This window comes from Pseudomonas sp. NBRC 111132, assembly GCF_001320565.1.
Lineage (GTDB): Bacteria > Pseudomonadota > Gammaproteobacteria > Pseudomonadales > Pseudomonadaceae > Aquipseudomonas > Aquipseudomonas putida_P.
The window spans coordinates 29,905-49,694 of the sequence record NZ_BCBI01000044.1 but is presented as its reverse complement, the minus strand read 5'-3'; the positions used below and the strand labels follow the sequence as shown (position 1 = coordinate 49,694).

The window sequence follows — 19,790 nt, the reverse complement described above, 5'->3', positions numbered from 1 at the left end:
CATCTTCGAGAAGGACCGTGCGCTGGCACGGCGCTTCCAGAAGGTGGACGTCAGCGAGCCATCGGTCGAAGACACCGTGGGCATTCTGCGCGGCCTGAAGGGGCGTTTCGAAAGCCACCACAACATCGAGTACAGTGACGAAGCCCTGCGCGCCGCCGCTGAACTGGCCTCGCGCTACATCAATGACCGGCACATGCCGGACAAGGCCATCGACGTAATCGACGAAGCCGGCGCCTACCAGCGTCTGCAACCGGAGGCCAACCGCGTCAAGCGCATCGATGTGCCGCAAGTCGAGGATATCGTCGCCAAGATCGCGCGGATTCCGCCGAAGCATGTCAGCAGTTCCGACAAGGAGCTGCTGCGTAACCTTGAGCGCGACCTGAAACTGACCGTGTTCGGCCAGGACCAGGCAATCGACTCGCTGTCCACCGCGATCAAGTTGTCTCGTGCCGGCCTCAAGTCGCCAGACAAACCGGTTGGTTCGTTCCTGTTCGCTGGCCCCACTGGTGTCGGCAAGACCGAAGCGGCGCGGCAGCTGGCCAAGGCGCTGGGCGTGGAACTGGTGCGCTTCGACATGTCCGAGTACATGGAGCGCCACACCGTGTCGCGCCTCATCGGTGCGCCGCCTGGTTATGTTGGTTTCGACCAGGGTGGTTTGCTGACCGAGGCGATTACCAAACAACCGCACTGCGTGTTGCTGCTCGACGAAATCGAGAAGGCTCACCCGGAAGTCTTCAACCTGCTGTTGCAGGTGATGGACCACGGTACCCTGACCGACAACAACGGGCGCAAAGCCGACTTCCGTAACGTGATCCTGATCATGACCACCAACGCCGGTGCCGAAACCGCGGCGCGGGCGTCGATCGGCTTCACTCATCAGGACCACGCGTCCGATGCCATGGAAGTGATCCGCAAGAGCTTCACGCCAGAGTTCCGCAACCGCCTGGATACCATCATCCAGTTTGGCCGCCTGAGCACAGAGACGATCAAAAGCATCGTCGACAAGTTCCTTATCGAACTGCAGGCGCAGCTGGAAGACAAGCGTGTGCTGCTGGAAGTCAGCGATGATGCGCGTGGCTGGCTGGCGGTTTCGGGGTACGACGCGCAGATGGGTGCGCGGCCGATGGCGCGGCTGATCCAGGACAAGATCAAGCGGCCGCTGGCCGAGGAGATCTTGTTCGGCGAGCTGGCCGAGCATGGCGGCGTGGTGCACGTCGACCTGCGCGATGGCGAACTGGTGTTCGACTTCGAGACCACGGCTGAGGTCGCGTGATGCAGGGGGGGCTGCAAAGCAGCCCCCTTGTAATCTGGCAGGCACAAAAAAGCCCGGCACATGGCCGGGCTTTTTCATGGCTGGAGCTTAGCGCGCACGGTAGGTGATGCGGCCTTTGCTCAGGTCATAAGGCGTCAGCTCGACGCGGACCTTGTCGCCAGTGAGAATACGGATGTAGTTCTTGCGCATCTTTCCGGAGATGTGCGCGGTTACGACGTGCCCGTTTTCCAACTCCACGCGGAACATGGTGTTGGGCAGGGTGTCGACGACAGTACCTTCCATTTCGAAGCTGTCTTCTTTCGACATGCAGTAGAGCCCTCGGATCCAGTGTTGGCCCGACGCATAACCGCACCGGGCAAAAAAGTGGCGTGGATTATGCCGGAAAACTGCGTGTCAAGCCAATGTCTTTCAGTTGAGGGTGACCCAACGCTGGTTTATCAGCAGCTCGATAGGCCGATACTGCGTCTTGTAGTTCATTTTCTTGCAGTTCTTGATCCAGTAACCCAGGTACACCGCTTCCAGGTCCTGGCGCAGGGCTTCGGTGATCTGCCAGAGGATGGCGAAGCGGCCAAGGCTGCGGCGTTCCTCATCCGGCTCGTAGAAGGTGTACACCGCTGACAGGCCATTGGGCAGCAGGTCGCACACGGCCACCGCCATCAGGTGGCCTTCGAGGCGGAACTCGTAGAACCAGCAGAACGGCAGGTCACGTACCAGAAAAGTGGAGAACTGGTCGCGGCTGGGTGGGTACATGTCACCGTCGGCGTGGCGCGTTTCGATGTAGCGCCGGTAGAGCTCGAAGTACTCTTCCTTGAACGCCGGGCGAGCTGCCGTCACGGTCAGGTCGGCGTTGCGTTTGAGGATGCGCCGCTGCTGGCGGTTGGGGATGAAGCGCGCCGCCGGGATGCGCGCCGGCACGCAGGCGTTGCAGTTCTGGCAATGTGGGCGGTACAGGTGGTCGCCGCTGCGTCGAAAGCCCATTTCCGACAAGTCGGCGTACACATTCACGTCCATCGGCTGGCTGGGGTCGAGGAACAGCGTGGTCGCCTGCTCGTCTGGCAGGTAGCTGCAGGAGTGGGGTTGAGTGGCATAGAACTTCAACCGCGCCAGCTCTGTCATGATCAACCCCCCTCGGTGAGACTTTGATTTAAGTGTAAGCCAGCTACGGCAACTCGCCTAGGCAACCCATGTAGCGCTGTTGGGCTGGTCGAGGTGGCGTGCCAGGTAATCGGCGAACTCGGCGCGGCTGATGGCATGGGCACCCAGGCTGTGCAGGTGGTTGGTGGGCATCTGGCAGTCGATAAGCGCAAAGCCCGCATCGCGCAGGTGGTTGACCAGGGTGACGAAGCCGACCTTGGAGGCGTTGTCGGCGCGGCTGAACATCGATTCGCCAAAGAACAGCTGGCCCATGGCCAGGCCGTACAGGCCGCCGACCAGCTTACCGTCCTGGCGTACCTCCACCGAATGGGCGATGCCGCGGCGGTGCAGCTCGCAATAGGCGTTGCGCATGGTGTCGGTAATCCAGGTGCCGTCGGCGTAGTCGCGTGGCGCAGCGCAGGCGGCGATCACGGCCGGAAAGTCGGTGTCGAAGCTGACCTGGTAGCGGCCTTGGCGCATCAGCTTGGCCAGCGAGCGCGACACGTGCAACTGGTCGGGGAGCAGCACTGTACGTGGGTCGGGTGACCACCACAGGATCGGCTGGCCGTCCTGGTACCACGGGAAGCAGCCATGGCGATACGCTTGTACCAGGCGCTCGGGGCTCAGGTCACCGCCAGCGGCCAGCAGGCCGTTGGGGTCATGCAGGGCCTTTTCCAGGGGTGGGAAGGTCAGCGAGTCGCGAGTCAGCCAGGTAAGCATGGTCTATCGTGCGGTGGGGGAGGGGAGAGGGCAGCATGGCGCGGGTGAAATGCAGGGTCAATCTCTTTGGCTTCTTCGCGGGCGATGAAAACAGGCAATTTAAGACACATTCATCAAGCCGCAGGCACCATCCGCTACATTTGCTGTCACACCTGTGCAAAAACACAGCATAAGCCTTTGTCACAAAAGAAAATGCGTGCTCAAATTGCAGCTATATGATTCGCCCCCGCTCAAACACCCATACGGCGTGCCGTCATGGCGGCTGGCGGGCAGTAATGTTAAAAGTAGTGGTTCATTGGTCGCGCAGCGGCCGATCACTATTGGACGCGCACCACGCGCAGGAATAGACGCGTTTTGAAGAAATCCACCGCAACCCCAGCTCCCTTGCCTGTGCCTCTGTGGCGGCAGCAGCTGCATTATCGCCTCAAGGAAGGTGCGTTGATCGCTGTCGGCGCCCTGTGCCTGTACCTGTGGATGGCGCTGCTGACCTACGACACCTCGGACCCAGGCTTCAGCCACACCAGCAACGTCGACCAGGTGCAGAATGCTGCCGGGCGTGCCGGTGCCTACTTCGCCGACATCCTGTTCATGGTGCTGGGCTACTTCGCCTATATCTTCCCGCTGCTGCTGGCGGTCAAGACTTGGCAGATATTCCGTGAGCGCCACCAGCCGTGGGATTGGAGCGGCTGGTTGTTCTCCTGGCGGCTGATCGGCCTGGTGTTCCTGGTGCTGTCGGGGGCGGCGCTGGCGCATATCCACTTCCACCCGCCGGCGAGCCTGCCGTTCTCCGCCGGTGGTGCACTGGGCGAAAGCCTCGGCGACCTGGCGCGCAACCTGCTGAACGTGCAGGGCAGCACGCTGATGTTCATTGCCCTGTTCCTGTTCGGCCTGACCGTGTTCACCGATCTGTCGTGGTTCAAGGTGATGGACCTGACCGGCAAGATCACCCTCGACCTGTTCGAACTGGTGCAAGGGGCGGCCAATCGCTGGTGGGAAGCGCGCAACGAGCGCAAGCGCCTCGAGGCACAGCTGCGCGAGGATGAGCCAGTGGTCAGGGCTGCACCCATGGCCACCGAGAAGCGGGAACCGGCCAAACCGGCGCTGCGTGAACGTATCTTCAAGCGTGAAGCGTCGCCCGCCCCGGTGGTTGAACCCCGTGAGCCAACCCTCGGCCGCGAGCCTGCCGCCCCGCCGCGCGAGCCAACCCTCGCCCGTGAGCCGGTCGTGCCGCGTGACGCGGTGGTGCCACGTGCGCAGCCTGCAACCCCGATGATCGTGCCACCGGCAGCCGACAAGGCGCCGGAACCGAGCAAGCGGGTGATGAAGGAGAAGCAGGCGCCGCTGTTCGTCGACAGCGCCGTGGAGGGCACCTTGCCGTCGATTTCCATTCTCGACCCGGCCGAGCAGAAGAAGATCGAGTACTCGCCGGAGTCTCTGGCCGGTGTCGGTCAGCTGCTGGAAATCAAGCTCAAGGAATTCGGTGTGGAAGTGGCGGTGGACTCGATCCACCCGGGCCCGGTGATTACCCGCTACGAAATTCAACCGGCCGCCGGTGTGAAGGTCAGCCGCATCGCCAACCTGGCCAAGGACCTGGCGCGTTCGCTGGCCGTGACCAGCGTGCGGGTGGTCGAGGTCATCCCTGGCAAGACCACCGTCGGTATCGAGATCCCCAACGAAAACCGCCAGATGGTGCGCTTCTCCGAAGTGCTGGCCACGCCGCAGTTCGACGAGCAGAAATCGCCGGTCACCCTGGCCTTGGGCCACGACATCGGCGGCAAGCCGGTGATCACCGACCTGGCGAAGATGCCGCACCTGCTGGTGGCCGGTACTACGGGTTCTGGTAAGTCGGTGGGTGTCAACGCGATGATTCTGTCGATCCTGTTCAAATCCAGCCCGGAAGACGCGCGGCTGATCATGATCGACCCGAAAATGCTCGAACTGTCCATCTACGAAGGCATCCCGCACCTTCTGTGCCCGGTGGTCACCGATATGAAGGACGCCGCCAACGCCTTGCGCTGGAGCGTGGCCGAGATGGAACGGCGCTACAAGCTGATGGCGGCCATGGGCGTGCGTAACCTGGCCGGCTTCAACCGCAAGATCAAGGACGCCCAGGAAGCCGGTGAAGTCATCCATGATCCGCTGTATCGCCGCGAGAGCATGGACGACGAGCCGCCTACACTGAAAACCCTGCCGACCATCGTGGTGGTGGTGGACGAGTTCGCCGACATGATGATGATCGTCGGCAAGAAGGTCGAAGAGCTGATTGCCCGTATCGCGCAGAAGGCGCGGGCAGCCGGTATCCACCTGATCCTCGCCACGCAGCGCCCGTCGGTGGACGTGATCACCGGCCTGATCAAGGCCAACATCCCGACCCGTATGGCGTTCCAGGTGTCGAGCAAGATCGACTCGCGCACCATCATCGACCAAGGCGGCGCCGAGCAGTTGCTGGGCCACGGCGACATGCTGTACATGCCGCCGGGCACCAGCCTGCCAATCCGCGTGCACGGTGCGTTCGTTTCCGACGACGAAGTGCACCGCACGGTCGAAGCGTGGAAGCTGCGCGGCGCCCCGGACTACAACGACGACATCCTCAACGGCGTCGAAGAGGCCGGCAGCGGCTTCGATGGCGGCGGCGGTGGTGGCGATGGTGACGATGCCGAAACCGATGCACTGTATGATGAAGCGGTGCAATTCGTGCTTGAGAGCCGTCGTGCTTCCATTTCTGCAGTGCAACGCAAGTTGAAGATCGGCTACAACCGTGCTGCGCGCATGATCGAGTCGATGGAGATGGCTGGCGTCGTCACCCCGATGAACAGTAACGGCTCGCGGGAAGTGATTGCCCCAGGTGGCCCGCGCGACTGATGAACACCCTGTCGGGCGCCAACGGTGGTGCCCGGCCTTTTCAACGCTCAATGAGGATTCCCATGCGCGCGATTCGCATGCTGTTGGTTTCTGCCCTGGCTCTGGGCACTGTTACGGCTTATGCCGGTGAGCAAGATGTACAACGCTTGACCCAGCTGCTGGAGAAGTCGCAGACCATCGAGGCCAACTTTTCCCAGCTGACCCTGGGCGCCGATGGCACCAGCCTGCAGGAAACCTCGGGCAAGATGACGGTCAAGCGCCCAGGCCTGTTCTACTGGCACACCGATGCGCCGCAGGAGCAGGTGGTGGTGTCGGATGGCAAGAACGTCACCCTGTGGGACCCGGACCTGGAGCAGGCCACCATCAAGAAGCTCGACGTGCGTCTGAACCAGACCCCGGCTCTGCTGCTGTCCGGTGACGTGTCGAAGATCAGCCAGAGCTTCGATATCGCCTCGAAGGAGCAGGGCGAAGTGATGGACTTCACCCTCAAGCCCAAGACCAAGGACACGCTGTTCGATTCGCTGCGCGTCTCGTTCCGCAAGGGCCTGATCAATGACATGCAATTGATCGACAGTGTTGGTCAGCGCACCAACATCCTGTTCAATGGCGTCAAGGCCAACCAGGCGGTGCCGGACAGCAAGTTCACGTTCGACATCCCCAAAGGCGCCGACGTGATCAAGGAGTAACCAGAGCCCGTCATGGACCTGTTTCGAAGCGAACCCGTCGCCCAGCCCCTGGCCGCCCGCCTGCGCCCGTCCAACCTGGATGAATACGTTGGCCAGGAGCACCTGCTGGCGCGCGGTAAACCGCTGCGCGAGGCGCTGGAGCAGGGGGCGCTGCACTCGATGATTTTCTGGGGGCCACCTGGGGTGGGCAAAACCACCCTGGCGCGGCTGCTCGCGCAGTTCTGCGATGCGCACTTCGAAACGGTGTCGGCGGTGCTGGCTGGGGTGAAAGAGATTCGCCAGGCGGTGGAGGTGGCCAAGCAGCAGGCTGGTCAATATGGCCGCCGCACCATCTTGTTCGTTGACGAAGTGCACCGTTTCAACAAGTCGCAGCAGGACGCCTTTCTACCCTATGTGGAAGACGGCACACTGCTGTTCATCGGCGCCACCACCGAAAACCCGTCGTTCGAGCTGAACAACGCGTTGTTGTCGCGGGCGCGGGTCTACGTGCTCAAGAGCCTGGACGAGGCGGCCCTGCGCAAGCTGGTCAACCGTGCGCTGACCGAAGAGCGTGGCCTGGGCAAGCGCAACCTGCGGGTGGGTGACGAAGCTTTCAAGATGCTGATGGCCGCCGCCGACGGTGATGGCCGGCGCATGCTCAATTTCCTCGAGAACGCTTCGGACCTGGCCGAAGATGGCAGCGAGATCGACGTCGAGATGCTGCAGAGCCTGCTGGGTGACAGCCGTCGCCGTTTCGACAAGGGCGGCGAGGCGTTCTACGACCAGATTTCCGCGTTGCACAAGTCGGTGCGCGGCTCCAACCCCGATGGTGCTTTGTATTGGTTCGCCCGCATGCTCGACGGCGGCTGCGACCCGCTGTACATCGCCCGCCGCGTGGTGCGTATGGCCAGCGAGGACATCGGTAATGCCGACCCGCGCGCGCTCAGCCTGTGCCTGGCAGCCTGGGACGTGCAGGAGCGCCTTGGCAGCCCCGAGGGTGAGCTGGCGGTGGCCCAGGCCATCACCTACCTGGCCTGTGCGCCCAAGAGCAACGCGGTGTACATGGGCTTCAAGACGGCGCTGCGAGAAGCCGCCGAACATGGGTCGCTGGAAGTGCCGCTGCACCTGCGCAATGCCCCGACCAAGCTGATGAAGCAACTGGGCTATGGTGACGAGTACCGCTACGCCCACGATGAACCCGACGCCTACGCCGCCGGTGAGGATTACTTCCCCGATGAGCTGGAGCCACGCCAGTACTACCAGCCAGTGCCCCGTGGCCTGGAACTGAAAATTGGCGAGAAACTGCGCCACTTGGCCGACTTGGACCGAAACAGCCCCCGTCAGCGGAGAAAACCATGATCGCACTCATTGCCGCGGTCAGCGCGGGCGGTGTTGCTGGCACTTTGTTGCGCTTCGCTACCGCCAATTGGGTCGCGGCCCACTGGCCACGGCACTTCTATGCCGGTACGCTGGCGGTCAACCTGGTTGGCTGCCTGCTGATCGGCCTGCTCTATGGCTTGTTCTTGCACAAGCCGCTGGCGCCGATCGAATTGCGCGCTGGCTTGATTGTCGGCTTCCTCGGTGGCCTGACAACCTTTTCCTCTTTCTCGCTCGATACCGTGCGCCTGATGGAAAGCGGGCAAGTGCCCCTTGCCTTGGGCTATACCAGTATCAGCGTGGTGGGTGGGCTGCTTGCAACCTGGGCTGGCCTGTCCCTGACCCGATTCTGAACCAACACTTACATATAACGAGAGAACGATATGCTCGATTCCAAACTGTTACGCGGCCAACTTCAGGAAGTGGCGGATCGCCTGGCCTCCCGTGGCTTCAGCCTGGATGTCGCGCGCATCGAATCACTGGAAGAACGCCGCAAGGCGGTGCAGACCCGCACCGAGCAGCTGCAGGCCGAGCGTAACGCCCGCTCCAAGTCCATCGGTCAGGCCAAGGCCAAGGGCGAAGACATCGCGCCGCTGATGGCCGACGTCGAGCGCATGGCCAATGAACTGGCCGCCGGCAAGCTTGAGCTGGACGGCATCCAGGCCGAGCTGGACGGCATTCTGCTGACCATCCCCAACCTGCCGGACGCCAGCGTACCGGTCGGTGCCAGCGAAGACGACAACGTCGAAGTGCGCCGTTGGGGCACGCCGAAGGCGTTCGACTTCGAAATCAAGGACCACGTCGCCCTTGGTGAAGTCAGCGGTGGCCTGGACTTCGAAGCGGCTGCCAAGCTGTCCGGCGCCCGTTTTGCTGTGCTGCGTGGCCCGATCGCCCGCCTGCACCGCGCCCTGGCGCAGTTCATGATCAACCTGCACACCGGCGAGCACGGCTACGAGGAACACTACACCCCTTACCTGGTGCAGGCTCCGGCCCTACAGGGCACCGGCCAGTTGCCGAAGTTCGAGGAAGACCTGTTCAAGATCACCCGCGAAGGCGAGGCTGACTTCTACCTGATCCCGACCGCCGAAGTGTCGCTGACCAACCTGGTAGCGGGTGAAATCCTCGACGCCAAGCAACTGCCGCTGAAACTGGTTGCCCACACCCCATGCTTCCGCAGCGAAGCCGGTGCTTCCGGCCGCGACACCCGCGGCATGATCCGCCAGCACCAGTTCGACAAGGTCGAGATGGTCCAGGTGGTAGAGCCGGCCAAATCGATGGAAGCCTTGGAAGGCCTGACTGCCAACGCTGAGCGCGTGCTGCAGTTGCTGGAGCTGCCGTACCGCGTGCTGGCCCTGTGCACCGGCGACATGGGCTTTGGTGCAGTGAAAACCTACGATCTGGAAGTGTGGGTGCCGAGCCAGGACAAGTACCGCGAAATCAGCTCGTGCTCCAACTGCGGCGACTTCCAGGCGCGCCGCATGCAGGCCCGCTGGCGTAACCCGGAAACCGGCAAGCCAGAACTGGTGCACACCCTCAACGGCTCTGGCCTGGCCGTAGGCCGTACTTTGGTTGCCGTACTGGAAAACTACCAGCAGGCCGACGGCTCGATCCTGGTGCCGGAAGTGCTGAAGCCGTACATGGGCGGCGTCGAGGTCATCCGCTAAATGAATTACCTGCCGCTGTTCCACAAGCTGCAGGGCGGCCGCGTGCTGGTCGTCGGCGGCGGTGAGATCGCCTTGCGCAAGGCGCGCCTGCTGGCCGATGCCGGCGGTGTGCTGCGCGTGGTGGCGCCGGACGTCGACGGCCAGTTGGCCGCGTTGGCCCGGGAAGGTGGCGGTGAGGTGCTGGTGCGTGGCTATCAGGCAGCCGACCTTGTCGGTTGCCGGCTGGTGATCGCGGCTACCGACGACCCTGGGCTCAATGCCCAGGTGTCGGCCGATGCGCAGGCCCTCAGCCTGCCGGTCAACGTGGTGGATGCGCCGGCCCTGTGCACGGTGATCTTCCCAGCGATCGTCGACCGCTCGCCGCTGGTGATTGCGGTTTCCAGCGGTGGTGATGCCCCAGTGCTGGCGCGCTTGATTCGCGCCAAGCTGGAGGCGTGGATCCCTTCGGCCTACGGCGAGCTGGCCGGGCTGGCGGCGCGTTTCCGGCACAAGGTCAAATCCTTGTACCCAGACGTCAACCAGCGCCGCGGCTTCTGGGAAACCGTGTTCCAGGGGCCGATCGCCGAGCGCCAGCTGGCCGGGCAGGGCGCTGAAGCCGAGCGCCTGTTGCAGGCGATGGTAGAAGGCGCGCCGGTGCAGCAGGGCGGTGAGGTGTACTTGGTAGGTGCTGGCCCGGGCGATCCGGACTTGCTGACCTTCCGAGCCTTGCGCCTGATGCAGCAGGCCGATGTGGTGCTGTACGACCGCCTGGTGGCGCCAGCCATTATCGAGATGTGCCGGCGGGATGCCGAGCGCATCTACGTGGGCAAGCGCCGCGCTGAGCATGCCGTGCCGCAGGATCAGATCAACCGCCTGCTGGTCGATCTGGCCCAGCAGGGCAAGCGGGTGCTGCGCCTGAAGGGTGGCGACCCGTTCATCTTCGGCCGGGGAGGCGAAGAGATCGAGGAACTGGCCGAGCATGGCATCCCGTTCCAGGTGGTGCCGGGCATCACGGCGGCCAGTGGCTGTTCCGCTTATGGCGGCATTCCGCTGACTCACCGCGACTATGCCCAGTCGGTGCGTTTCGTCACCGGGCACCTGAAGGATGGCACCAGCAACTTGCCATGGAATGACCTGGTGGCGCCAGCGCAGACCTTGGTGTTCTACATGGGCTTGGTGGGTTTGCCGACCATTTGCGCCGAGTTGATTCGCCATGGGCGAGCGGCCAGCACACCGGCTGCTTTGGTTCAGCAGGGGACGACGCGAAACCAGCGGGTGTTCACCGGTACCCTGGCAGACCTGCCGGGCCTGGTGGCCCAGCATGAAGTGCATGCGCCAACCCTGGTGATTGTCGGGGAAGTGGTGCAGTTGCGTGAAAAGCTGGCCTGGTTCGAAGGTTCGCAGAACAGCTGACAATGCTGGGGCTGCAAAGCAGCCCCGGCTTTCTCAAGCCTGCCAAATCCCCTTGCCCGCCAGCCGCTCCCGATCATGCGGCGCGCCAAAGTCCTGCAAAGGCCCTTTAGGCACTATCCCGTTCGGGTTGATGGTCTTGTGGCTCATGTAGTAGTGCTTCTGTATATGCTCCATATCCACAGTGGCCGCTACCCCTGGCCACTGGTACAGCTCGCGCAGCCAGTTCGACAGGTTGTGGTAGTCGCTCAGGCGCCGCAGGTTGCACTTGAAGTGCCCGTGGTACACAGCGTCGAAGCGCACAAGCGTGGTGAACAGGCGTACATCGGCCTCAGTCAGGTACTCACCCGCCAGGTAGCGATTGCGGCTTAGCAAGTCTTCCAGGTAATCCAGTTCGTTGAACACATCATCAAACGCCGCTTCGTAGGCGTCTTGCGTGGTGGCAAAGCCTGCCCGGTAAACGCCGTTGTTCACCGCCGGATAAATGCGCTCGTTCAGCGCCTCGATGACCGGTCGCAGTGGTTCGGGGTACAAATCCAGGGCGTTGCCAGTCAGCTCGTTGAACGCGCTGTTGAAGATACGGATGATCTCCGACGATTCGTTGTTGACGATGCGCTGCTCTTTCTTGTCCCACAGGACAGGCACGGTCACCCGGCCGGTGTAATGCGGGTCATCCTGGGTATAGCGCTGGTGCAGATACTGCAGGGCGCCAAGGTGGTCGCCGCTGGAGCCTTGCTGCTGGTCAAAGGTCCAGCCATGGTCTTGCATCTGCCAACTGACCACCGACACATCGATCAATGGCTCAAGGCCTTTGAGGGCGCGCAAGATCAGGGTGCGATGAGCCCATGGGCAGGCCAGCGAGACGTACAGGTGGTAACGGCCGGCTTCGGGGGCGGGGAGTTGATTGCGGCGTTGGGCGTTTTCGCGTTTGAACGTACCGTCCTTGCCGTTTTCATACCACTGGTCATGCCAGCGGCCGTCGATCAAAAGGCCCATGAGTGAGCTCCTCGGTACAAAGTGATTTGTCGTTGGAGCCCAGTCTAGGCCAAATCGTTCGAACAAATAGCGCAAAGATCGGGGTGATACGATCGGTTAAATCGATCGGTTTCGCGTGTTCCAGTAGCCTTGAGCTGTCGCAAACGCTTGTTCGCGGTCCCGCCCTAAGCCCCGCAATGCCAGGGCCATGGTGGCGATGACGGCCTTCTCGCCATAGCTGTCTTCAACCTCGCCACGCCAGAACGCCAGCAACTGTTCGGCCTGCAGGCTGGGCGGTTTGACATGTCGGCGCTCGCTCAGCGCTGGCCACTCTTCGTCCCACGCTTCGCCCGCCGTGGTGCCGTAGAGGTGGCTGATGACATCAGGGTTGACCTCGATCTCGCCACCGTCGCCCTTGATCACCACGGCATGATCGCCCAGCAGCCGGCTAGCCTCGCGGTGCACGGCCTGATAGCCGGGATGGAAGATGCTTTGCAGGCCACAGCGCGCACCCAGCGGGTTGAGCACTCGGGCCAGCGAGTGGATCGGTGAGCGCAGGCCCAAGGTGTTGCGCAGGTCGATCATGCGCTGCAATTGCGGCGCCCAATCGTGCAGCGGGAAGAACGCCAACTGGTGCTGGTCCAGTGCGTTGCCGACTGCATCCCAATCGCGGCATAGCGGGATCTGCAACCGTTCGAGCAACTGTTCGCTGTACATGCGCCCGGCGGTGTGCGCGCCACCGCCGTGCATCAGGATGCGCACGCCATTGTTGGCCAGGCACTTGGCAGCCAACAGGTACCAGGGCAGGTGGCGCTTCTTGCCGGCGTAAGTGGGCCAGTCCAGGTCCACGGCGATGCGCGGCGCCTGCAGGTGGGTGCGCAGGGCCTCGGTGAAGCCGGCCAGTTCTTCGGCGCTTTCTTCCTTGTGGCGCAGCAGCATGAGGAAGGCGCCCAGCTGAGTGTCTTCGACCTTGCCTTCCAGCAGCAGGGTCATGGCAGCACGGGCTTCTTCGCGGGTCAGGCCGCGCGCACCGCGCTTGCCTTTGCCGAGAATGCGCACGAATTCGGCGAACGGGTGTTCGGCGGGAGTTTCCAGGGTGAGCGGACGAGGGTCGGTCATATGCAGTTGGTCGGCTTGGGCAGGCCCGCCAGCTTGGCGGCGAGTTTGGCGGGGGTGCCGTTGAACAGGCGGTTCAGGTGCGGGCTGTTGCCCTTGTCCGGGCCCAGTTTCAGCGCCGTGTACTTGATCAGCGGGCGCGTGGCCGGGGACAGCTGGAATTCCTGGTAGAACTGGCGCAACAGTTCGAGGATCTCCCAGTGGTCCGCCGTCAGCAGGATGCCTTCGCGTTCGGCCAAGGCCTCGGCAGCAGCGTGGGACCAGTCTTGCAGGTCGACCAGGAAGCCGTCCTTGTCCAGGGCGATCGCTTGATCGCCAACGGTGAGCGTACTCATAGCCAGCTATTGACCTTGTCGTAGTGAAGCGACAGTTCGACGAACCCGGCGTAGTCCACGGCTTTGGCCAGTTCGTTGTCGATGGCGCGGGCTTGCAGGTCTTCGTTCAGGGCGAACAGGCGTGTGGCTAGGCCGGCACCTTGCAGCTGGCGGTGCGGCTCGCTGCCGCAGCGCAGGGCATACACCGCATCGCCGCACAGTAGCAGCGCGTCGTCGGCTCCGAGCAGGCGCAGGCAGCTGGCCAGGCGCTCGTCGCCAAACGGGGAGTGGGCAATTACATGCAGGGTCGTCATCAAAGTGTTATCACCTGGTCAAAACGGGCGATCAGCGCGGACAAGGCCGCGTCATCGAGCACTTGCACCGGCAGTGCCAGGGTATCGGCTGCAAGGCCGCGGCGGGTGAGGCTGTGGCTGCAAGCGAACAGTTCCTCTACACCGAACATCGGCAGCGCTTGCAGGTTAGCGGCCAGGTTCTTCTGTTGCACCTCGGTGGGTTGCTGGCCGGGAGCGAGCTGGAACACGCCGTCGTCCAGAAACAGCATGCCCAGCGGCAGGTCGAATGCCCCGCCGGCCAGGGCGATGTCCAGTGCCTCACGGGCCGATGGGCCGTTCCACGGGGCCTGGCGGCTGATGATCAACATGGATTTAGCCATTTCAATCGCCTCCGAAGCAGACAAGGCGGTCAGCAACCTGCGCCGCTTCATGCAGTTGGCCAAGCCCCGACAGTTCCCAAGGTTTGGGCAGGTTCACGGCCGGGCGCTGGTAACGGTTGGCTTCGGCTTCATCGAGCACGCCACGGCGCAGGGCAGCGGCGATGCACACCACGGCGTCCAACTGGTGGGTCTCGATAAAGGTACGCCACTGGCCAGCCACGTCCAGTTCGTCCTGGGGGGCGACCACGTTGGCCGAGGCGCTGTGCACCCCGTCCTGATAGAAGAACAGCCGGGCAATCTCATGCCCGCCGGCCAGCACTGCCTCGGCATAGCGCAAGGCACGCCGCGAGGAGGGCGCATGGGCCGGGGAGAACACCGCGATAGCGAATTTCATGGATAACTCATGCAAAGGAATGCTGCCATGATAAAGCAAAAAAGCCCGCGCCCGCTTGTGCAAGCGGCGCGGGCTTCTATTGATTCCCCAGGCCTGTGCGATCCCTTGCAGGAGCGGCCTTGTGTCGCGATGGGCTGCATGGCAGCCCCCATGGCCCTAACAGGTAGACACCAGACTTACGCCTGTTCCTTGCTTTCCGGCAAGAACCAGTTCAGCACCAGGGCACAGATCCCCCCGGTGGCCACACCCGACTCCAGCACATTGCGAATCGCCGCCGGCATGTGCGCCAGGAACTCCGGCACCTGCGCCACACCCAGGCCCAGTGCCAACGACACGGCAATGATCAGCAGCGCGCGACGATCCAGCCGGGTGCTGGCCAGAATGTTGATGCCCGAAGCCGCAACCGCCCCGAACATCACCATGGCCGCGCCACCCAGCACCGGCTCTGGCACCGCCTGGATCACCCCGGCAACGCTGGGGAACAGCCCCAGCAGCACCAGCATCACGGCAATCCACATACCGATATGGCGGCTGGCAATCCCGGTCAGCTGAATTACCCCGTTGTTCTGGGCAAAGATCGAACTAGGGAAGGTGTTGAACAAGCCGGCCAGCAGCGAGTTGGCGCCGTTGACCAGTACACCGCCCTTGATCCGCTGCATCCATACCGGCCCTTCGACCGGCTGGCGCGACACCTTGCTGGTGGCGGTCACGTCACCAATGGCTTCCAGCGAAGTGACCAGGTAAATCACCAGCATCGGAATGAACAGCGCCCAGGAAAAGCTCAGGCCGAAGTGCAGCGGCGTCGGCACCTGGAACAGCGCGGCCTCGTGCATGCCAGTGAAGTCCAGGCGGCCCATATAGCCGGCCAGCGCGTAGCCGACCGCCAGGGCGATGACGATGGCACAACTGCGCATCCACACCACGGGAATGCGGTTAAGGATCACGATAATCGCCAGCACCACGCCCGACAGCAGCAGGTTTTCGCCATTGGCGAAGGTACCGTTGGCCATGGCACCAAAGCCGCCACCCATGCTTATCAGGCCTACCTTGATCAAGGTCAGGCCGATCATCAGCACGACGATGCCCGTCACCAGCGGGGTGATCAGGCGTTTGACGAAGGGCAGAATGCGCGACACCCCCATCTCGACGAACGAGCCCGCAATCACCACACCAAAAATGGCCGCCATCACCCCTTCAACGGGCGTGCCTTGCTTGACCATCAGCGCGCCGCCGGCAATCAGCGGGCCTACGAAATTGAAGCTGGTGCCCTGAACGATCAGCAGCCCGGCGCCAAATGGGCCGAAGCGTTTGCACTGGACGAAGGTGGCAATACCGGAGATCACCAGCGACATGGAAACGATCAGGTTGGTATCACGCGCCGAAACGCCCAGCGCCTGGCAGATCAGCAGGCCAGGGGTAACGATCGGCACAATGATCGCCAGCAGGTGCTGCAGGGCTGCCAGCAGGCCGATCAACAGCCGTGGCTTGTCCTCAAGGCCAAGCACCAGTTCATTGGCAGGCGCCGCTGCGCCTGGGCTGTGTTCGTGTGAGCTCATTGCTGAAAGCTGCCCCGGAAGAAAAAAGGAGCGCATTCTACGGGGTGACGGAAGATTACGGTAGAGAAAAGCACGATAGCGGCATGATCGGCGGGTATGCATCCAATAAGCTGACTTTTAAGTCAATTCACTGGGTGCAAAAAAGCCCGCCGAGGCGGGCTTTCTCTTACACCAGTCAATCAGTCATCACGACCCATGATGCCAAACAGCTGCAGCAGGCTGACGAACAGGTTGTAGATCGAAACATACAAGCTGATGGTCGCCATGATGTAGTTGCGCTCGCCACCATGAATGATCGCGCTGGTCTGGAACAGGATGCACACCGACGAGAACAGCACGAAACCAGCGCTGATCGCCAGCTGCAGGCCGCTGATCTGGAAGAAGAAGCTGGCCACGACAGCGCCCAGCAGAACAAAGAAGCCAGCAGTGATGAAGCCGCTGAGGAAGCTCATGTCCTTGCGGGTAATCAGCACATAGGCCGACAGACCACCAAATACCAGCGCAGTCATGGCGAATGCCGAGCTGACCACTTCAGCGCCACCGGCCATGCCCAGGTAACGGTTGAGGATTGGGCCGAGAATGAAGCCCATGAAGCCGGTGAGGGCGAAGGTGGACACCAGGCCCCAGGCGGAATCACGCAGTTTATTGGTAAGGAAGAACAGCCCGTAGAAGCCGATCAGCACCACGAACACGTTCGGGTAGCCGACACGCATCTGCTGGGCAACGAAAGCCATGACACCGCTGAAGGCGAGGGTAAGCGCCAGCAGGCTGTACGTGTTGCGCAGGACCTTGCTGATCTCCTGCTGCTCGACCTGCTGGCCGTGGTGTACGGCGTAATCCTGTTCGCGCATGGCGACACTCCTTGGTAAACCTGTGGTTTCGAACGTTCAGATGCTAGGAGTCTATCAGAGCTCCTGCAACCCGCGACACAGAGAGTTTGACAGCGTGTTTCATTACGGTATGATGGCGGCCGCAAAACGAGCTGGAAGCGTGGCCGAGTGGTTTAAGGCAACGGTCTTGAAAACCGTCGATGGGCAACTATCCTAGAGTTCGAATCTCTACGCTTCCGCCATATTCAAAGCCCTGATTATTCAGGGCTTTTTGCGTTTTTAGGGCCTGTAAGAACGGGCCTGTGGAGTGGGGCGGTTCGACTTTGCGCCCAGAGATCTCTCGCACGCCGGCGCTGCGTAGGCTGTGCCCCTCACGATCTATGCCGTTCGCACCTGGAGGCCGAAATGAACAAGCTGATCCTGCCCGCCGCCATTTTCGTAAGCGTGATCATCGCCGGGAAGATAGCGGAGCACTTCGGCCTGGAAGGGGGTTGGAAAATAGGTGTGCTTTGCCTAGTGGCCGGTGTTGTTCAAATCGCAGTTACCCGTTTTCAACGTGCCCCGCGCAACAACGCCTAATTTTGAGCGCAGCGCACATGCGCAGCTCGGCATCATCCATCACCGCCTTGGCCAATGCGCAGCCCAAGGCCTAGCCTGCTGCGATTGCGGGCTGGGGTGGTGGGATAGTGGGTGTTGCTGGTGTCTTGGGGGCTGCAAGGCAGCCCCCCGGATTTCAGCGTTACATCAACAATTGCCGGGGCTGCTTCGCAGCCCTTTCGCGACACAAGGCCGCTCCTACACAGGTCTGCGTCGATCAAAACATCACTTGATCAGCGGCACACCACTCAGCTTCTGCAGCTCGTCAAAGTCGATTTCCGCGCAAATCTCGACCACTTTCAGGCCTTCAGGCGTTACTTCCAGCACGGCCAGGTCGGTGTAAATGCGGCTGACGCAACCAATACCGGTCAGCGGGTAGGTGCACGCGGGCACCAGCTTGCTTTCGCCGGTCTTGGTCAGGTGGTCCATCATCACGAACACCTGGCGGGCGCCGGTGGCCAGGTCCATCGCACCGCCTACGGCGGGGATCGAACCTTCGGCACCGGTGTGCCAGTTGGCCAGGTCGCCCTTGACCGACACCTGGAAGGCGCCCAGTACGGCGATGTCCAGGTGGCCGCCACGCATCATCGAGAACGAGTCGGCATGGTGGAAGAATGCACCGCCGGTCAGCAGGGTGACGTGCTGCTTGCCGGCGTTGATCAGGTCATCGTCTTCCTCGCCCGGCGCTGGGCTTGGGCCCATGCCCAGCAGGCCGTTCTCGCTGTGCAGGAAGACTTCCTTGTCGCCCAGGTAGTTGGCCACCAGGGTCGGTGCGCCAATGCCCAGGTTTACGTACGCGCCTTCTTGAATGTCTGCGGCCACGCGTTGGGCCATCTCGGTGCGGGAGAGCTTTTTGGTGATGGTCATGGCAGGCCTCAGACAGCTTTGGCAATCGAAGAAGCGGCAGCGCCGGTGACGGCGACCACGCGCTGGACGAAGATACCCGGAGTGATGATGTGTTCCGGGTCCAGTTCACCGAGTTCGACAACCTGGTCGACCTGGGCGATGGCAGTCTTGGCGGCCATGGCCATGATCGGCCCGAAGTTGCGCGCGGCTTTGCGGTAGGTCAGGTTGCCCCAACGGTCACCCTTGTGCGCCTTGATCAGTGCGAAGTCGGCGTGCAATGGCATTTCCAGCACGTACATGCGGCCATCGATTTCACGGGTTTCCTTGCCTTCGGCCAGCAGGGTGCCGTAGCCGGTCGGCGAGAAGAACGCACCGATGCCCGAACCGGCTGCGCGGATACGCTCGGCCAGGTTGCCTTGCGGCACCACTTCCAATTCGATCTTGCCGGCCCGGTACAGTTCGTCGAACACGTAGGAGTCGGATTGGCGCGGGAACGAGCAGACCACCTTGCGCACGCTGCCTGCCATGAGCAAGGCGGCCAGGCCGATCTCGCCGTTACCGGCGTTGTTGCTGATGATGGTCAGGTCGCGGGCACCGGTTGCGATCAGGCCATCGATCAGCTCGGACGGCATGCCGGCAGTGCCGAAGCCACCGACCATGATGGTCGAACCGTCGGTGATTCCTTCCACCGCGCTGGCGATGGACTCGTACGTTTTATTGATCAAGGCGAGCTCCTGGTTGTTCCTGGAGTTGTGGTTGTCGGGCTGGCCGGAGCGCGTGAAGCGATGGGGCCTGTCAGCGCTTGAAAGTGTTTGCTGACTTTCGGTATAGCGTGCCGCAAGATAGGGCAACAGTAGAGGGGGTTTGGCTGAATTTGTGCGATTATCGAACCGTTGTGCGATGTGCGAGCAGCTGCAGTGGGCATCAGAACCCCATCAACCAAAGGAGACCCCATGATCCGGCTGGCCGTAGCAACCGATGAGCCCGAGATCAGAAAGTGCGCCGAGCAGGCCTATGCTCGCTATGTGCCACTCATCGGACGCAAGCCAGCCCCGATGACCGCACATTTCGCCAGGCAGATCGCGCAAGGGGTGGTCTACGTAGCGACGGATGACCAGGCGACCTTTCAAGGCTTCATTGTCTTCTATGCCGAAGAAGGGCATTTGCTGCTGGAAAACGTGGCGGTCCTGCCCCGTGCAGCCGGGCGTGGTGTAGGAAAGGCGCTGATCGGCTTCTGCGAAAATGCCGCCCGGCGATTGGGGATAAGCACCGTCCATCTATACACCAACGAGATGATGACCGAGAACCTGTCGATTTACCCCAAGCTCGGCTACGTAGAGGTGGGGAAACGTACAGAGGACGGTTTCAATCGGGTTTACTTCGAGAAAACCCTCGCTCCCTGATA

At 62.2% G+C, this 19,790-nt stretch carries 22 protein-coding genes and 1 tRNA gene; 10 read left to right on the top strand and 13 right to left on the bottom strand.

Annotated elements, in window-relative coordinates:
* On the top strand, window positions 1-1,273 hold a 1,273-nt coding region (locus APH35_RS19825; RefSeq protein WP_156341228.1), incomplete at its 5' end, for an AAA family ATPase.
* Between the two features lie 87 nt (window positions 1,274-1,360).
* Here the strand turns inward: APH35_RS19825 and infA are convergent.
* The 3 genes from infA to aat form a co-directional block, all read right to left on the bottom strand.
* Window positions 1,361-1,579 carry a translation initiation factor IF-1 gene (gene infA, locus APH35_RS19820; RefSeq protein WP_002553999.1) on the bottom strand — a complete coding sequence of 73 codons (219 nt, stop codon included), beginning with the start codon at window positions 1,577-1,579 and terminating at the stop codon, window positions 1,361-1,363.
* Window positions 1,580-1,681: 102 nt separating this feature from the next.
* The gene (locus tag APH35_RS19815; RefSeq protein ID WP_012273215.1) at window positions 1,682-2,389 is read right to left on the bottom strand and encodes an arginyltransferase; all 708 of its coding nucleotides are present in this window, start codon (window positions 2,387-2,389) and stop codon (window positions 1,682-1,684) included.
* Window positions 2,390-2,446: 57 nt separating this feature from the next.
* On the bottom strand, window positions 2,447-3,127 hold the full coding sequence (aat, locus tag APH35_RS19810) for a leucyl/phenylalanyl-tRNA--protein transferase (RefSeq protein ID WP_060493186.1): 681 nt from the start codon (window positions 3,125-3,127) through the stop codon (window positions 2,447-2,449).
* A 294-nt stretch (window positions 3,128-3,421) separates the two neighbouring features.
* Between aat and APH35_RS19805 the strand changes: the two genes are divergently transcribed.
* The 6 genes from APH35_RS19805 (at window position 3,422) to cysG (ending at window position 11,087) form a co-directional block, all read left to right on the top strand.
* A complete protein-coding gene (locus tag APH35_RS19805) occupies window positions 3,422-5,989 on the top strand; it encodes a DNA translocase FtsK (protein ID WP_370739312.1) in 2,568 nt (855 codons plus the stop codon).
* Between the two features lie 62 nt (window positions 5,990-6,051).
* Window positions 6,052-6,675, top strand: a complete 624-nt coding sequence (gene lolA / locus APH35_RS19800; protein ID WP_012273212.1) for an outer membrane lipoprotein chaperone LolA — start codon at window positions 6,052-6,054, stop codon at window positions 6,673-6,675.
* 12 nt (window positions 6,676-6,687) lie between these two features.
* Window positions 6,688-8,013, top strand: coding sequence for a replication-associated recombination protein A (locus APH35_RS19795; RefSeq protein ID WP_012273211.1), 1,326 nt, complete (start codon window positions 6,688-6,690; stop codon window positions 8,011-8,013).
* Window positions 8,010-8,384, top strand: a complete 375-nt coding sequence (gene crcB, locus APH35_RS19790; RefSeq protein ID WP_012273210.1) for a fluoride efflux transporter CrcB — start codon at window positions 8,010-8,012, stop codon at window positions 8,382-8,384. The genes APH35_RS19795 and crcB overlap by 4 nt, the downstream gene beginning before the upstream one ends.
* A gap of 30 nt (window positions 8,385-8,414) precedes the next feature.
* A complete protein-coding gene (gene serS, locus APH35_RS19785) occupies window positions 8,415-9,695 on the top strand; it encodes a serine--tRNA ligase (RefSeq protein ID WP_012273209.1) in 1,281 nt (426 codons plus the stop codon).
* A complete protein-coding gene (gene cysG, locus APH35_RS19780; protein WP_012273208.1) occupies window positions 9,696-11,087 on the top strand; it encodes a siroheme synthase CysG in 1,392 nt (463 codons plus the stop codon). It abuts the gene before it with no gap.
* Window positions 11,088-11,120: 33 nt separating this feature from the next.
* Here cysG and APH35_RS19775 read toward each other — a convergent pair whose 3' ends face one another.
* The 8 genes from APH35_RS19775 to APH35_RS19740 all read right to left on the bottom strand — a co-directional run bounded on the left by APH35_RS19775 (window position 11,121) and on the right by APH35_RS19740 (window position 16,963).
* Window positions 11,121-12,080: a glutathione S-transferase family protein gene (locus tag APH35_RS19775; RefSeq protein ID WP_060515328.1), complete on the bottom strand. Its 960-nt coding sequence runs from the start codon at window positions 12,078-12,080 to the stop codon at window positions 11,121-11,123.
* A 96-nt stretch (window positions 12,081-12,176) separates the two neighbouring features.
* Complete coding sequence (locus APH35_RS19770) at window positions 12,177-13,178, bottom strand: glycosyl transferase family protein (protein ID WP_060515327.1); 1,002 nt, start codon at window positions 13,176-13,178, stop codon at window positions 12,177-12,179.
* Window positions 13,175-13,510: a TusE/DsrC/DsvC family sulfur relay protein gene (locus tag APH35_RS19765; protein WP_012273205.1), complete on the bottom strand. Its 336-nt coding sequence runs from the start codon at window positions 13,508-13,510 to the stop codon at window positions 13,175-13,177. Before APH35_RS19765 ends, APH35_RS19770 begins: the two co-directional genes overlap by 4 nt.
* Entirely contained in the window at window positions 13,507-13,803 is a 297-nt protein-coding gene (gene tusB / locus APH35_RS19760) for a sulfurtransferase complex subunit TusB (protein ID WP_012273204.1), read from the bottom strand. The genes APH35_RS19765 and tusB overlap by 4 nt, the downstream gene beginning before the upstream one ends.
* On the bottom strand, window positions 13,803-14,162 hold the full coding sequence (gene tusC / locus APH35_RS19755) for a sulfurtransferase complex subunit TusC (RefSeq protein ID WP_012273203.1): 360 nt from the start codon (window positions 14,160-14,162) through the stop codon (window positions 13,803-13,805). Before tusC ends, tusB begins: the two co-directional genes overlap by 1 nt.
* A 1-nt stretch (window position 14,163) precedes the next feature.
* Window positions 14,164-14,556 (bottom strand): sulfurtransferase complex subunit TusD, encoded by a 393-nt coding sequence (tusD, locus tag APH35_RS19750; protein ID WP_012273202.1) that lies wholly within the window; start codon window positions 14,554-14,556, stop codon window positions 14,164-14,166.
* 176 nt (window positions 14,557-14,732) lie between these two features.
* Window positions 14,733-16,112: a nucleobase:cation symporter-2 family protein gene (locus tag APH35_RS19745; protein WP_012273201.1), complete on the bottom strand. Its 1,380-nt coding sequence runs from the start codon at window positions 16,110-16,112 to the stop codon at window positions 14,733-14,735.
* 179 nt (window positions 16,113-16,291) lie between these two features.
* Window positions 16,292-16,963, bottom strand: coding sequence for a Bax inhibitor-1/YccA family protein (locus APH35_RS19740; RefSeq protein WP_003251184.1), 672 nt, complete (start codon window positions 16,961-16,963; stop codon window positions 16,292-16,294).
* 133 nt (window positions 16,964-17,096) lie between these two features.
* Here APH35_RS19740 and APH35_RS19735 point away from each other — a divergent pair.
* Both APH35_RS19735 and APH35_RS29085 read left to right on the top strand, forming a co-directional pair.
* A tRNA-Ser gene (locus APH35_RS19735) sits at window positions 17,097-17,184 on the top strand.
* Window positions 17,185-17,347: 163 nt separating this feature from the next.
* Complete coding sequence (locus APH35_RS29085) at window positions 17,348-17,521, top strand: hypothetical protein (RefSeq protein WP_012273200.1); 174 nt, start codon at window positions 17,348-17,350, stop codon at window positions 17,519-17,521.
* Window positions 17,522-17,764: 243 nt separating this feature from the next.
* Here APH35_RS29085 and APH35_RS19730 read toward each other — a convergent pair whose 3' ends face one another.
* Both APH35_RS19730 and APH35_RS19725 read right to left on the bottom strand, forming a co-directional pair.
* Entirely contained in the window at window positions 17,765-18,406 is a 642-nt protein-coding gene (locus APH35_RS19730) for a 3-oxoacid CoA-transferase subunit B (protein WP_060515326.1), read from the bottom strand.
* Between the two features lie 8 nt (window positions 18,407-18,414).
* Window positions 18,415-19,110 carry a 3-oxoacid CoA-transferase subunit A gene (locus tag APH35_RS19725; protein ID WP_010954768.1) on the bottom strand — a complete coding sequence of 232 codons (696 nt, stop codon included), beginning with the start codon at window positions 19,108-19,110 and terminating at the stop codon, window positions 18,415-18,417.
* A 228-nt stretch (window positions 19,111-19,338) separates the two neighbouring features.
* Here APH35_RS19725 and APH35_RS19720 point away from each other — a divergent pair, with 228 nt between their 5' ends.
* Window positions 19,339-19,788 carry a GNAT family N-acetyltransferase gene (locus APH35_RS19720; protein WP_012273198.1) on the top strand — a complete coding sequence of 150 codons (450 nt, stop codon included), beginning with the start codon at window positions 19,339-19,341 and terminating at the stop codon, window positions 19,786-19,788.
* Window positions 19,789-19,790 lie beyond the last annotated feature (2 nt).

Bases quoted from the DNA above. Each gene is read 5' to 3' on its own strand.
- APH35_RS19745 (WP_012273201.1), bottom strand. From the start codon at position 16,112: ATGAGCTCACACGAACACAGCCCAGGCGCAGCGGCGCCTGCCAATGAA.
- infA (WP_002553999.1), bottom strand. From the start codon at position 1,579: ATGTCGAAAGAAGACAGCTTCGAAATGGAAGGTACTGTCGTCGACACC.
- APH35_RS19740 (WP_003251184.1), bottom strand. From the start codon at position 16,963: ATGCGCGAACAGGATTACGCCGTACACCACGGCCAGCAGGTCGAGCAG.
- APH35_RS19770 (WP_060515327.1), bottom strand. From the start codon at position 13,178: ATGACCGACCCTCGTCCGCTCACCCTGGAAACTCCCGCCGAACACCCG.
- crcB (WP_012273210.1), top strand. From the start codon at position 8,010: ATGATCGCACTCATTGCCGCGGTCAGCGCGGGCGGTGTTGCTGGCACT.
- cysG (WP_012273208.1), top strand. From the start codon at position 9,696: ATGAATTACCTGCCGCTGTTCCACAAGCTGCAGGGCGGCCGCGTGCTG.
- tusD (WP_012273202.1), bottom strand. From the start codon at position 14,556: ATGAAATTCGCTATCGCGGTGTTCTCCCCGGCCCATGCGCCCTCCTCG.
- tusC (WP_012273203.1), bottom strand. From the start codon at position 14,162: ATGGCTAAATCCATGTTGATCATCAGCCGCCAGGCCCCGTGGAACGGC.
- APH35_RS19730 (WP_060515326.1), bottom strand. From the start codon at position 18,406: ATGACCATCACCAAAAAGCTCTCCCGCACCGAGATGGCCCAACGCGTG.
- APH35_RS19795 (WP_012273211.1), top strand. From the start codon at position 6,688: ATGGACCTGTTTCGAAGCGAACCCGTCGCCCAGCCCCTGGCCGCCCGC.
- tusB (WP_012273204.1), bottom strand. From the start codon at position 13,803: ATGACGACCCTGCATGTAATTGCCCACTCCCCGTTTGGCGACGAGCGC.
- lolA (WP_012273212.1), top strand. From the start codon at position 6,052: ATGCGCGCGATTCGCATGCTGTTGGTTTCTGCCCTGGCTCTGGGCACT.
- APH35_RS19720 (WP_012273198.1), top strand. From the start codon at position 19,339: ATGATCCGGCTGGCCGTAGCAACCGATGAGCCCGAGATCAGAAAGTGC.
- APH35_RS19815 (WP_012273215.1), bottom strand. From the start codon at position 2,389: ATGACAGAGCTGGCGCGGTTGAAGTTCTATGCCACTCAACCCCACTCC.
- APH35_RS19775 (WP_060515328.1), bottom strand. From the start codon at position 12,080: ATGGGCCTTTTGATCGACGGCCGCTGGCATGACCAGTGGTATGAAAAC.
- APH35_RS19765 (WP_012273205.1), bottom strand. From the start codon at position 13,510: ATGAGTACGCTCACCGTTGGCGATCAAGCGATCGCCCTGGACAAGGAC.
- APH35_RS29085 (WP_012273200.1), top strand. From the start codon at position 17,348: ATGAACAAGCTGATCCTGCCCGCCGCCATTTTCGTAAGCGTGATCATC.
- serS (WP_012273209.1), top strand. From the start codon at position 8,415: ATGCTCGATTCCAAACTGTTACGCGGCCAACTTCAGGAAGTGGCGGAT.
- aat (WP_060493186.1), bottom strand. From the start codon at position 3,127: ATGCTTACCTGGCTGACTCGCGACTCGCTGACCTTCCCACCCCTGGAA.